The organism is Acidovorax sp. 22279 (genome assembly GCF_052045435.1).
In the GTDB taxonomy this organism is placed as follows: domain Bacteria; phylum Pseudomonadota; class Gammaproteobacteria; order Burkholderiales; family Burkholderiaceae_C; genus Acidovorax; species Acidovorax delafieldii.
Genome location: NZ_JBQEOV010000005.1, coordinates 272,401 through 285,000 on the forward strand (window position 1 = coordinate 272,401; position 12,600 = coordinate 285,000).

13 protein-coding genes (1 of these 13 only partly in view) are annotated in these 12,600 nt (G+C 59.7%); 9 read left to right on the top strand and 4 right to left on the bottom strand.

The window, feature by feature from the left end:
* The first annotated feature begins 2 nt into the window (after positions 1 to 2).
* Entirely contained in the window at positions 3 to 272 is a 270-nt protein-coding gene (gene fliQ, locus ACTJKQ_RS09290) for a flagellar biosynthesis protein FliQ (RefSeq protein ID WP_015015801.1), read from the top strand.
* Between the two features lie 125 nt (positions 273 to 397).
* Complete coding sequence (gene fliR / locus ACTJKQ_RS09295; RefSeq protein ID WP_056065753.1) at positions 398 to 1,168, top strand: flagellar biosynthetic protein FliR; 771 nt, start codon at positions 398 to 400, stop codon at positions 1,166 to 1,168.
* 9 nt (positions 1,169 to 1,177) lie between these two features.
* On the opposite strand, the gene ACTJKQ_RS09300 is transcribed toward fliR, so the two are convergent.
* The gene (locus ACTJKQ_RS09300; protein ID WP_056065755.1) at positions 1,178 to 1,807 is read right to left on the bottom strand and encodes a response regulator; all 630 of its coding nucleotides are present in this window, start codon (positions 1,805 to 1,807) and stop codon (positions 1,178 to 1,180) included.
* The gene (locus ACTJKQ_RS09305) at positions 1,804 to 2,913 is read right to left on the bottom strand and encodes an ATP-binding protein (protein ID WP_440596659.1); all 1,110 of its coding nucleotides are present in this window, start codon (positions 2,911 to 2,913) and stop codon (positions 1,804 to 1,806) included. The genes ACTJKQ_RS09300 and ACTJKQ_RS09305 overlap by 4 nt, the downstream gene beginning before the upstream one ends.
* Before the next feature lie 188 nt (positions 2,914 to 3,101).
* Between ACTJKQ_RS09305 and ACTJKQ_RS09310 the strand changes: the two genes are divergently transcribed.
* The 7 genes from ACTJKQ_RS09310 to ACTJKQ_RS09340 all read left to right on the top strand — a co-directional run bounded on the left by ACTJKQ_RS09310 (position 3,102) and on the right by ACTJKQ_RS09340 (position 9,600).
* On the top strand, positions 3,102 to 3,548 hold the full coding sequence (locus ACTJKQ_RS09310) for a hypothetical protein (protein WP_056065760.1): 447 nt from the start codon (positions 3,102 to 3,104) through the stop codon (positions 3,546 to 3,548).
* Between the two features lie 49 nt (positions 3,549 to 3,597).
* Positions 3,598 to 3,960 (top strand): response regulator, encoded by a 363-nt coding sequence (locus tag ACTJKQ_RS09315; protein WP_015015796.1) that lies wholly within the window; start codon positions 3,598 to 3,600, stop codon positions 3,958 to 3,960.
* Positions 3,961 to 4,000: 40 nt separating this feature from the next.
* Complete coding sequence (locus tag ACTJKQ_RS09320) at positions 4,001 to 6,145, top strand: chemotaxis protein CheA (RefSeq protein ID WP_440596660.1); 2,145 nt, start codon at positions 4,001 to 4,003, stop codon at positions 6,143 to 6,145.
* Between the two features lie 55 nt (positions 6,146 to 6,200).
* Entirely contained in the window at positions 6,201 to 6,689 is a 489-nt protein-coding gene (locus ACTJKQ_RS09325; RefSeq protein WP_015015794.1) for a chemotaxis protein CheW, read from the top strand.
* Between the two features lie 103 nt (positions 6,690 to 6,792).
* Complete coding sequence (locus ACTJKQ_RS09330) at positions 6,793 to 7,698, top strand: CheR family methyltransferase (protein WP_440596661.1); 906 nt, start codon at positions 6,793 to 6,795, stop codon at positions 7,696 to 7,698.
* 30 nt (positions 7,699 to 7,728) lie between these two features.
* A complete protein-coding gene (cheD, locus tag ACTJKQ_RS09335) occupies positions 7,729 to 8,478 on the top strand; it encodes a chemoreceptor glutamine deamidase CheD (RefSeq protein ID WP_440596662.1) in 750 nt (249 codons plus the stop codon).
* 15 nt (positions 8,479 to 8,493) lie between these two features.
* A complete protein-coding gene (locus ACTJKQ_RS09340; protein ID WP_440596663.1) occupies positions 8,494 to 9,600 on the top strand; it encodes a protein-glutamate methylesterase/protein-glutamine glutaminase in 1,107 nt (368 codons plus the stop codon).
* A gap of 80 nt (positions 9,601 to 9,680) precedes the next feature.
* Here ACTJKQ_RS09340 and ACTJKQ_RS09345 read toward each other — a convergent pair whose 3' ends face one another.
* Positions 9,681 to 11,579, bottom strand: coding sequence for an ATP-binding cassette domain-containing protein (locus tag ACTJKQ_RS09345; RefSeq protein ID WP_056065775.1), 1,899 nt, complete (start codon positions 11,577 to 11,579; stop codon positions 9,681 to 9,683).
* A gap of 126 nt (positions 11,580 to 11,705) precedes the next feature.
* On the bottom strand, positions 11,706 to 12,600 hold the 3' portion of the coding sequence (gene ribD / locus ACTJKQ_RS09350; RefSeq protein WP_056065777.1) for a bifunctional diaminohydroxyphosphoribosylaminopyrimidine deaminase/5-amino-6-(5-phosphoribosylamino)uracil reductase RibD. Its footprint extends 203 nt past the window's final position; 895 of the gene's 1,098 nt are visible here — the last part of the coding sequence; the start codon falls outside the window, past its right edge; its stop codon occupies positions 11,706 to 11,708.

Genomic DNA, 12,600 nt, shown 5'->3' on the forward strand with positions numbered 1-12,600 from the left:
CCATGACTTCACAAATGGTGCTGACCATTGGGCGTGACGCCCTCACCCTGCTGCTGATGATTTCCATGCCAGTGCTGGGGGTGGTCATGGCGGTGGGCTTGTTGGTCAGTATTTTTCAGGCTGTCACGCAGATCCATGAAGCAACGCTGGCGTTTGTGCCCAAGCTGATTGCGGCCATGGTCGTTTTTGCGATTGCTGGGCCTTGGATGCTCAGTACCCTGGTGGACTTCATCCGCCGGACAATCGAATCGATCCCGTCGATGATTGGATAGCACATGCCAATCTGGGCACTTGGCGGCCTCAGGACAATGCTGGGCTGCTGGAGTCAGCGACGAGCACTGGGGGCGGCCGTGCCTTGGCCGTCAATGCACCCAGGCCTCGCCGGTGGAGGAGGGGCGTGATCACCTTCTCCGAAGCTCAGATCATGGCGTGGCTGTCTCCCATTCTGTGGCCCTTTTTGCGCGTGCTGGCATTGTTTTCCGTGGCCCCAGTGTTCTCCATGCGGGTCGTGCCCATGCGCGTAAAAATCGGTCTCGCTTTCCTTGTGGCTTTGTGTGCGCAAGGTGTTCTGGGCGAGCAGCCTGTCATCAGCGTGAACGGCCGTGAGGCGCTGGGCACGGTGGCGCAGCAGGTGGCTGTGGGGCTGGCGATCGGCTTTTCGGTTCGCCTGGTGTTCACAGCCGTTGAGCTGGCTGGTGAAATCATTGGCCTGCAGATGGGGCTCAACTTTGCATCGTTCTTTGACCCCACGTCCAACGGTCAGATCAGCGCCGTGGCCCGGTTTTTTGGCCACATGTCCATGCTGCTCTTCATTGTCATCAATGGCCATTTGTTGATATTGATGGCGGTGGTCAAAAGTTTTGACCGCTTTCCAGTCGATGGAAATTTTCTGCAGGCGTTGGGACAGATGCGGTTGTATGAGTTGGGTGCTTCGCTCTTTTCCAGTGCGCTCTGGATTGCCATGCCCATGATTGCGCTGCTGCTCTTCGTCAACCTGACCATGGGCATCATCTCGCGTGTGGCGCCGCAAATGAATATCTATGCGGTGGGTTTCCCGGTCACGCTCACGGTGGGGATGCTGGGCATAGCAGCAACGTTGCCGATGCTGGAGCAACCGGTGTTGGCTTTGATGCAACAAGCCGTAGATCTGTTCTCTGTTGGCAGGTAGGGCCGTTAGTTACACCAGCTGATTGCGGATGGCGTAAACGGTCAGTTCAGCATTGTTCGAAAGCTTCAATTTTTCGAGAACCCGTGAGCGGTACACACTCACGGTTTTAGGACTCAGCATCAATTCATCGGCAATGTCAGACAGGCGCCGCCCCGATGCAATCTTGACCAGGGTTTGCAGCTCTCGTTCGGAAAGCGCCGCATGGGGCACCTCCGGCGTGGGTTGAGCCAGGCTGTCCGCAAGCATCTGGGCCACTTCGGCAGTGAGGTACTTTCGCCCCTGCATCACCGTGCGCACTGCCGCAATCAGCTCCACCGGATCGCCAGCCTTGTTGGCGTAGCCTTGGGCTCCCGCCTTGAGGCAGCGCAGCGCGTATTGATCCTCCGGGTACATCGAAACCACCAGCACCCGGATGGTCGAGTGGGTCTCGCGCAGGCTGGCCAGTACTTCCAGGCCGCTGCGTCCGGGCATGTTCAGGTCCAGCAGCAGCACATCACAGGCAGCCGTGCGCAGAACTTCACGCAGCTCAGAATACCCGCCCGCTTCGCCGGTCACCTGAATGTCCGGTGCTTCGGCGAGTGTGTCGCGAATGCCGCGCCGCAATACGGCATGGTCGTCGCACAAGACGACATGGATCACTGGGCATCTCCTGGAGCGGATGTGGAAGGAGATGGTAACGGGACGGACAGAATGACCGACGTGCCCTTGCCCGGCCGACTGCTGATGTCCAGCCATCCCCCTACGGTGCGTGCACGCTCTTGAAGTCCCTTGAGGCCGAAGGCTTTTGGTTTGTCGCGAACTGTGGAATCCATGCCACGGCCATTGTCCGCGACCTCCAGGGTCAGTACCCCTTCCTTGTCAGACAGTTCAATGTCCACCTTGCTGGGCTGCGCATGCTTGGAGATATTGGTCAATGCTTCTTGGGCAGTACGGTAGGCCACCAATTGGATGTCGGTGGGTGTATCGATGGTTTCGCTGCTGCTTTGCATCCTTGTGGGGATGCCCGTCCTGCGCTCAAAGCCCGCGGCCAGCCATTGGACAGCCGCCACCAGCCCTTGTTCCAGGATGGGGGGGCGCAGGTTCATCATGATGCGCTGGCTGGCGCCAATCGCGTGTTGCAGCATGTCCACCGCAGAGGTGGCATGCTCTTGCATGGCGGGATCGGTACTGTGGCGCCCTATCCAGGCTACGTCAAAGCGTACGGCGGTCAGTGCGCCACCAATGTCATCGTGGATCTCGCGAGCGATGGCGGCCCGCTCATTCTCGATCGAGGTCTGCAGATGCTCGGCCAACTCGGCCAAGCGGCGTTGCGACGTGCCCAGCTCGGCAATAGCCTGCTCGCGCGCGTTGCGTGCTTCGTGCACTTCCAGGGTCCGGGCAATTACATGCGGGAGGCGCTGGATATCGTCCTTGAGCAGATAGTCCGCTACCCCGAGCCGCATGGCGTCTACTGCTGCAGGCTCGCCAATGGCACCTGAAAGCAGCACAAAAGGTGGGTGATGCGGTTTTTGCGCCACATGGGCCCAGGCATCCAATGCGGTGAAGCCTGGCAGGCGGTAATCTGCCAGGATGATGTCAAAGTGGCCGCTGTCTGTCAGTCTTTGGAATTCAGAAAGGGTGTCAACCCGCTGCAGGTGGCAACGGAGCCCTGATCGGCGCAACGCACGCGCTGCCAATTCGTGATCGGCCGGTGAATCTTCAAGATGGAGGATCTCAAGGGTCTGGTCTGGTGTTGCAGGGACCATAGGAGCGCTATCATAGGATACAAATTGGAACAAACAAGGGTGTTTGTCCGGTTGGGATGGTTTGTGCGTCAGCGTCCAATGGGCGTGGATGCTCCGGTTTGCTCGGGGGCCTTGGCAGGTTACTGATGCAAGTATCGTAGTCCTGTGTATTTGCGTGTTTTGCTGCTACGTGCTGCGATGGAGAAACGATGCAATCTACGCTAACAACGCCTGGAGGACCTGCTGTCCAGGTTCCCGTCATGGTGGCGGCAGAGCTGCAGGACTCTTTGTTGGTCGTGATGCACGACTTGCACCGCCTGGAAGGCTTGCTGAACCACGCCACCGACAACCTGCTGGAGCGGTTTGGAGAGGCAAACGCCATGTTGACGGATGCTGTAGTGGCGGACTCCCCGGAGTTGGTGGCCGCGCGTACGGCGTTGCGCAGCGCAGTGACTGAGCTGCAGTTCCAAGACATGGCATCCCAACTGATATGGCACACCACCAAGGTGCTGCAGGGCTGTGCCTTCCGGCTGGCCTCGGAAGCCATGGGGCATGAGGAAGGTGAAGATGCCGCGCCCTTTGCGGAGATGGCGCCCGACAGGCCGAACCCTGTCACCCAAAGCGAGATGGATGCAGGTTCTGTGGACCTGTTTTGACGTTCACATCACTGGTTACCTTATATATTCAAGTCAGTTGGAGCCATACATGCAATCGATCCTTGCCGTTGATGATTCACCTTCCATGCGCAAAATGGTGTCGTTCACCCTCACTGGTGCCGGCTATCACGTCGTGGAGGCAGTGGATGGGCAAGATGCCCTCGAAAAGGCTGAGACGCACAACATTGACCTGGTGCTGGCAGATCAGAACATGCCACGTCTTGATGGCATTGGCCTGACCCGCAAACTGCGCGAGCATCCCAAATTCAAGACCATTCCCATCCTGATCCTGACGACAGAGTCGAGCGATCAAATGAAGCAGGCGGGCCGCACAGCGGGTGCCACGGGATGGCTGGTAAAACCTTTTGATCCGAATCGCCTGATCGAAGTCATCCAGAAAGTGATCCGCTGAGCCGGGTTGACTGAGATCATTTAGTACACAGGAGCCCACCATGGCGGAAACCTACCAAGAAGGATCAGGTGCAGGCGCTGACTTCGACCTCAGCCAGTTCTATCAGATCTTTTTCGAGGAAGCGGGTGAGAACCTCGACCAGATGGAGCAGATGCTCCTGAATCTGGACCTGAGCAGTGCCAACGACGAAGAGCTCAACGGCATCTTCCGCTGCGCTCACTCGATCAAGGGAGGTTCTGCCACCTTCGGGTTTTCTGACGTGGCCGAGCTGACCCATCAGATGGAGTCCCTGCTTGATCGTCTGCGCCGCCATGAGCTGCAGCCCATCCCTCAGATGGTGGACGTTCTCCTGGAGTCTGCGGATGCTTCGCGCAGCCTGCTGGCACGGCATCAGGCGGGTGGACAAGGTGAGGCGGTTTCCACCACCTCCCTGGTTCGCCGAATCAGCGACCTGGCGGCGGGCTTGGTGCCCGGCGATGCTTCACCTGTGGTCGCAGCGCCGCCTCCTCCTGCACCCGCGCCGGTGGCAGCAGCCCCGGCTCCTGCGCCCAAGGTTTCCGCGCCTGTTGTGCCAGGGCAGGTGCGGCAGCTGGAAATCCAGATCGGGCCACTGGACCGCCCCGAGCAGGCCGACGCGATCAAAGAATTGTTCCGAGACATTCCCGGTTTGGGGGCGATCCGCGATGTCCCGGGCAGCCAGGCCAATACGCGGGTCTTTGCGGTGGAAACGACGTCCACCAACGATGATCTGCTGGACCTGTTTGCGTTCCATGTTTCCAAGGAGCAAGTGCTGATTCGTGATGCTGCCGCTTCTGGTGACGCTGCCGCCGCAGATGCAGACGACGAGCCTGTGGTTGCGGTGGATACCTCCGGGGGCGAAGCGCCTTATGGATTCTTCAACGGCGCACCCGGAGCTCCCCATGGTGAAGCTGCGGCGGCTGCCCATGCGCCTGTCGCGCAAGCTCCCAAAGCTGCGCCCAAGGCGAGCGCCGAGCCCAAGGTGGCGATGCAAGCACAGATGGAGTCCACCACCATCCGGGTGGATGTGAAGAAGGTCGATCAACTGATCAACCTGGTGGGTGAGTTGGTGATTACGCAGGCCATGTTGGCGCAGAACAGCCGGGGCCTTGATGCTGGGGCCTACCAGCAATTGCTGGCCGGATTGGCAGATCTGGATCGCAATACGCGCGACCTCCAAGAGTCGGTGATGTCGATCCGCATGATTCCAATGTCCATCGTTTTCAGCCGCTTCCCGCGCATGCTGCGCGATCTGGCGAACAAGCTGGGCAAGAAGGTGGAGCTGGTGACCCTGGGTGAAGCCACCGAACTGGACAAGGGCTTGGTCGAAAAGATCACCGACCCGCTGACCCACTTGGTGCGTAACAGCTGCGACCACGGTATTGAAATGCCTGCCGATCGTCTTGCCAAGGGCAAATCCGAGCACGGCACCATCACCTTGTCGGCGTCGCACCAAGGTGGGTCGATCGTGATCGAGGTGCGTGACGATGGTCGTGGCCTGTCGCGCGAGAAGATCCTCAGCAAGGCCCAGGAGCGCGGCATCGAGGTGTCCGATCAGATGAGCGATGCCGATGTCTGGCAGCTGATTTTTGCTCCAGGCTTTTCCACGGCCGATGAGGTGACCGATGTGTCAGGCCGTGGGGTCGGCATGGACGTGGTCAAACGCAATATCGCAGCGCTCAACGGCTCGGTAGAGATCGATTCTGCAGAGGGCTACGGCATGAAGGTGTCCGTTCGCCTACCGCTGACGCTCGCCATCATGGATGGCATGTCGGTGGGGGTGGGCGAAGAGGTTTACATCCTTCCCCTGTCGTCGGTGGTGGAATCGTTCCAGGTCAATGCGGACGATGTCAGCACCGTGGCGCAAGGCTCGCAGCTGGTCAAGGTGCGCGACGAATACATGCCTGTCATCGCGCTGGAGAAGATCTTCCAGGTTCCGCGCTTTGACCTTAACAAATCCAGCAACATCATGGTGGTGGTCGAGGCTGACGGAAGCCGTGTGGCCTTGCTGGTGGATGAGTTGCTCGGCCAGCACCAGGTGGTCGTCAAGAATCTGGAATCGAACTATCGCAAGGTGCCCAATGTGTCGGGCGCCACCATTTTGGGTGACGGCACCGTGGCCTTGATTTTGGACACGGGTGGCTTGGTGCGTCGGGCGCGCCACTAGATACAGGTGCGGGCGCCCCTGGGGGCGCTGCGCCGCCATGAAAGGAGAATGCACCATGAGTGTGATCGGTAAAACTGCAGACGCTGCACCAACGGGTGCTCGTGAATATCTGACGTTCCGCCTCGACCAGGAAGAGTACGGCATCGACATCCTGAAGGTGCAGGAAATCCGGGGCTACGAACCTCCCACCCGCATTGCGAACGCGCCAGACTTCATCAAGGGCGTGGTCAATTTGCGCGGCACGATTGTTCCCATCGTGGACATGCGCATCAAGTTCAACTGTGCGCAGGCGGACTACAACAGTTTCACTGTGGTCATCATCCTCAACCTGCGCAACCGTGTGGTGGGCATTGTGGTGGATTCGGTGAGCGATGTGATGGAGTTGACACCAGAAAGCATCCGTTCGGCCCCTGATATCGAGAGTGCGATCGACAACAGCTGCATCTTGGGCTTGGGGTCCGTGGGCGAGCGCATGCTGATCCTGCTGGATATTGAAAAGCTCATGTCCAGCGTGGACATGGGCCTGGTGACCGCCAACGAATAAGGCGTAGCAGTCAGCAGCCAGTGGTGGCGCAGGCGCATGTCAGGCTGTGAGCTGTGCTCGCAGACCTTTTGGAGCGAACAGGACTTCCCCTCGGACGATCAATATGGCCCAAACCACCAGTGCTTCGGCGTCAGTCCGGTCAGGCCCAGCCCGGGTAGATCCTGCGTATGCCGCAGCCGCAGCGCCCTCTGGCCCTCTGGCGCAGGGGCGTGAATTTGTCTGGACCAATGCAGACTTCGCCCGTGTGCAGGCGCTGATCTATCAGCGCGCTGGCATCAGCTTGCATGATGGCAAACACGCCATGGTCTACAGCCGCCTGTCGCGGCGGCTGCGCGACACGGGGCACACCAGCTTTCACGACTACCTGAGCTGGCTGGAGAACCATGACGGGCCGGAGTGGCAGGAGTTCGTGAATGCGCTGACCACCAACCTCACGGCATTCTTTCGCGAGCAGCATCATTTCGAGATTTTCGCGTCGCACCTGCGCTCCAAGCCATCCGCCAACTGGCGGGTTTGGTGCAACGCTGCCTCCACGGGCGAAGAGCCTTACTCCATCGTGATCACCGCGTTGGAGGCGCTCGGCGCCAACGCATCTTTCAAACTGACAGCCAGCGACATTGACTCGCGCGTGCTAGCCACCGCGGCGCAGGGCGTGTACCGGCTCGACGGTGTGAAGGGCTTGAGCCCTGAGCGCTTGCAGAAATTCTTTCTCAAAGGCAAAGGCGGGAACGCGGGCATGGTCCGTGCCAAGCCGGAGTTGCGGCGTGCCATCGACTTCATGAGCGTGAATCTCATCCGCGACGATTGGCCATTCAAGGAGCCCTTTGACGTGGTTTTCTGCCGTAATGTGATGATTTACTTTGATGCCCCTACACAGCGGCGTGTGCTGGAAAGAATCCACCGCGTGCTCAAGCCGGGTGGCATGTTGTTTGTGGGGCACGCCGAGAACTTCAGCGAGTCCAAAGACCTGTTCTCCCTGCGTGGCAAGACGGTGTACGAGCGCCGCTGACCTGTCCATGTTGTCCTGCACATTGCACCCATGACCAACATTCAAACAGGTTCATCCTCTTCCAATGCTGCTGCTGTGCCCGGCAGTTCCGAAAGGCGCCGCGCTCCGCGTATTGCACCGCTGAGCGCCGATATCTACAGCTCTGGCAATGGGCCCGCGCGCGAGTCGTCGCTGCAGGAGCTCAAGGCCCGCAGCCGCAAGCCAGGAGAGGCCTCGTTTTTTTACCTTGATCACCACTTCCAGCACAACGCGGTGAAGGTGCTGCCTGGTGAGTATTTCGTGTCGGATGAGAACATGGTCATCATGACCGTGCTCGGCTCGTGCATCGCTGCCTGCCTGTGGGACAGCCGCGCACGTGTGGGAGGAATGAACCATTTCATGCTGCCGGACGGCGATCTGGCGGACGCATCCGGGCGTTATGGTTCCTACGCGATGGAGCTGTTGATCAATGAAATGCTCAAGCTCGGTGCACGCCGTGAAACCATGCAGGCCAAGATTTTTGGAGGGGCCCAGGTGATGCACAACTTCACCACCATGAATGTGGGTGAGCGCAACACGAATTTTGTGTTGAACTATTTGCACACTGAGCGCATTCCGATCGTCTCCGAGGACGTGCTCGACATCTATCCGCGCAAGGTGGTTTTCTTTCCAGTGACCGGCAAAGCGATGGTGAAACGGTTGGCGCATGCCCATCCCGAAGCCCTCGTGGCCCAGGAGGTTCGCGGCAACGCGGCCACTGTTGCCAAGACCACATCGGGTGGTTCTGTGGATCTGTTTTGATAAAGGTTTGAGTTAATGAGCAGGAAAATCCGGGTGATCGTGGTGGACGATTCGGCGCTGGTCCGTAGTCTGCTGTCAGAGATCATCAACCGCCAGCGGGACATGGAGTGCATTGGCACGGCCAACGACCCTCTGGTGGCGCGCGAGATGATTCGCGAATTGGATCCGGATGTCATCACCCTGGACGTTGAAATGCCACGCATGGACGGCATTGATTTTCTGGGGCGCTTGATGCGTCTGCGGCCCACTCCGGTAGTGATGATCTCCACGCTGACCGAGCGTGGCGCGGAGGTCACCATGAAGGCCCTGGAGTTGGGCGCCGTCGACTTTGTGGCCAAACCGCGTGTGGGGCTGGCCAGCGGGCTCAACGATTTGGCGGCGCAGATTGTGGACAAGATCCGCGTTGCTGCCGTCGCGCAAGTGCGCCGCGCCCCTGTGCGTGATGCAGGCCCAGCCTCCAGTGTTGTGGGGGGCACTCCTTTGCCCCACGCCGTACCCGCAGCTGGTCTGCTGGGTCGCCTTTCCACTGAAAAGCTCATCTGCATTGGGGCGTCCACCGGTGGTACCGAAGCCATCAAGGAGGTGCTGGTCCAGATGCCTGCGGATTCGCCCGCGATCGTGATCACCCAGCACATGCCTCCCGGGTTCACTACCAGTTTTGCGTCCCGTTTGAACGGGTTGTGCCAGATCACCGTCAAGGAGGCGGTGAATGGCGAGCGCATTCTGCCCGGCCATGCCTACATCGCACCGGGCGGCACGCAGTTCCATGTGGCGCGCAGTGGCGCCAACTATGTGGCGGTGGTGGACGATGGCCCTCCGGTCAATCGCCACAAGCCCTCGGTCGAGGTACTCTTCAAGTCCGCAGCGGCGGTGGTGGGGCGCAACGCATTTGGCATCATGCTCACGGGCATGGGCAACGATGGCGCTGTTGCCATGCGGGAGATGAAAGACGCCGGCAGCTACAACTATGTGCAGGATGAGGCGACCTGCATCGTGTTTGGCATGCCGCGGGAAGCCATTGCCCACGGTGCCGCCGACGAGGTGCTGCCGCTGGGGCAGATTGCTCCTGCCTTGATTGCCCGGTTGCGCGGAACAACGGACCGCCTGCACCACCGGATTTAAGGGCGATTACCGAGCCCTGGCGGCGGGCCTTCACCATGTGTGTCCCCGCCAGAGCCTCGCGCCATGAACCGGTTTGGCGCCTATTCAGAGAGTGCTGTCCAGCGCTCCAACGCGGTCATCAGCTCCTCGTCGATGGCGGCTGCTCGGCTTGTCATGGCTGCCGCGCGTGTGGGGTCAGTACCAAAGAGTGAGCCGTCGGAAAGTGCGTCTTGAAGGGATTTCTGTTCCGTCTCTAGCGCACTGATCAGGCCAGGCAGCTGATCCAGTTCGCGCTGCTCTTTGTAACTCAGCTTCTTTTTTGATAGCTGTGCAGGCTTATTTGATATGCGCTCCGGCGTGCTTTGATCTGAAACTTCCGGTGTAGGTGGTTTGGAGGACGTTGCAGCAGCTTGCAGTGACCGACTGCGTTTGGATTGGAGCAACCAGTCTTGTACGCCGCCTTCGTACTCGCGCCACAGGCCGTTGCCTTCAAAAGCGAGGGTGCTGGTCACCACGTTGTCGAGAAAGGTGCGGTCGTGGCTGACCAAGAACACCGTGCCTTCGTAGTTTTCGAGCAATTCCTCCAGCAGGTCCAGGGTGTCAATGTCCAGGTCGTTCGTGGGCTCATCCAGCACCAGCACATTGGCCGGTCGGGCGAACAGCCGGGCGAGCAACAGGCGGTTGCGTTCCCCGCCGGACAGCGACCGCACTGGGGAGTGCGCGCGCGCGGGGGAGAACAGAAAGTCGCTCAGATAGCTCTTGACGTGTTTGCGCTGATTGCCGATCTCGATCCATTCGCTGCCAGGGCTGATGAAGTCTTCCAATGTGGCGTCGAGGTTGACGGCGTGGCGCATCTGGTCAAAGTAGGCTACTTGCAGGTTCGCTCCCTGCCGGATGGTGCCCTTGTCGGCCTGCAGTTCGCCCAAGATCATCTTGAGCAGCGTGGTTTTACCGGCGCCGTTCGGGCCGATCAAGCCCACTTTGTCCCCGCGCAGTATCGTCCCGGAGAAATTGTGAACGATGGTTTTGTCGCCGAAGGCTTTGCTCACTCCTTGCAGTTCCGCCACGATCTTGCCCTGGTAGCCGTTGGAGCTTCCGGTGGCGACATCCATGCGCACACTGCCAACGACCTCACGGCGAGCCTCCCGCCGGGCGCGTAACTGTTCCAAGCGGCTGATACGGCTCTGGCTGCGGGTGCGGCGCGCTTCCACGCCACGCCGAATCCAGATTTCTTCTTGTGCCAGGAGCTTGTCGGCCTTGGCGGCGATCACTGCCTCCTGCGCCAACTGCTCTTCTTTCTGAATCTGGTATTGAGCAAAGTTACCGGGGTAGGAGCGCAATTGACCGCGGTCCAGCTCCACGATGCGGGTGGCCACACGGTCAAGGAACGACCGGTCGTGGGTGATGGTCACGACACTGCCCGGAAAGTCCAGCAGCAGGTCTTCCAGCCACTCGATGGAGTCCAGATCCAGGTGGTTGGTGGGTTCGTCGAGCAGCAACACGTCAGGGCGTGCCACCAGCGCCTGCGCCAGCGCCACGCGTTTTTTGGTGCCGCCAGAGAGTGCTCCGACCACGGCTTCCGGGTCGAGATGCAACCTCTGCAGGGTTTCTTCGACACGCTGCTCCCAGTTCCAGGCGTCGTAGGCCTCGATCTCCGATTGCAATGCATCCAGATCCAGTCCGTCCGCTCCCGAGAGGTATTGATCGCGGATAGCGATCACGCGTTGCAGGCCTTCGGAGGCTGCCTTGAAAATGGTGGCATCGGGGTCTAACGTCGGCTCCTGTGCGACGAAGGCAATGCGTACCCCCTGCTGAACTTGCAAAGAGCCATCATCCGGCTTGGCAAGTCCTCCCAGGATTTTGAGTAGGGAAGACTTTCCCGCACCATTGCGGCCAATCAGGCCAACCCGCTCAGCGGTCTCCAGGGAAAAGCCGGCGTGATCCAGCAGTGCAACATGCCCAAATGCGAGTTGGGCGTCCAGTAAGGTGATAAGTGCCATAGAGCGGGATTATCCGTGTCGCGCTCTGGCGGGATTTTTTTGCGCCAGTCACATGATGGAGTGACAGCCGGTCGGGCGCAACTTTGATTGGCGGAAAATTCCGCGATCAGTTACGCAGCGATTTCTTCAGAACCTGTCGCGCCCCTGCAAGCGTGCAAGGACGCGCAGGTCTTCCCCGATCCTGTCTACCGTATGGAAGCTGAGGGCATGTGCCTCTGCAAGTGTCGCCAAGGGAGCTATCTGGGCCAATCCCATACCCTCGCCCATCAGCTTGGGGGCGAGATAGACCAGTAGTTCATCGACCAGTCCTTCGCGCAGCAGCGAACCATTGAGCTTGTAACCTGCTTCCACGTGCAGTTCATTGATCTCCCTGCGCCCGAGGTCTTGCACCATCGCGGGTAAGTCCACCTTGCCGGCACTATTCGGCAAAGTGATCACGGTGGCGCCAAGGGCTTCGAGCGCGCTACGCCTTTTCTCGTGTGCAAAGGCTGTATAGATATAAACCGGCCGGTTCGCTGCGAAAAGCAAGGCATCCAGAGGAACAGCTAGCTCGCTATCCACCAAAACGAGTGCGGGTTGCCGATCGGTGGGTACATCCCGCACATCCAGTCGTGGGTTATCTGCGAGTACGGTCCCGGTGCCGGTCAACACCGCGCAAGCCCTTGCGCGCCATGCATGTCCGTCGGTACGGGCGGCGGGACCGGTGATCCATTGGCTTGCTCCATTGGGCAAGGCGGTCACACCGTCGAGCGAGGCGGCTGCTTTCATGCGGACCCAGGGCGTTTTTCGAATCATCCGACTGAAAAATCCCAGGTTCAGCTCCCTGGATGCTTCCGCCCATTGCCCTATCTCTACAGCAACCCCCGCCGCGCGCAGGCGTGCAAACCCATTGCCCGCCACTGCGGGGTTGGGGTCGGCAATCGATGCGACGACCTTGGCGATACCTGCCTTAATGAGTGCATCGCAGCAAGGACCCGTACGTCCATGGTGTGAGCAAGGTTCTAGCGTGACGTAGGCGGTA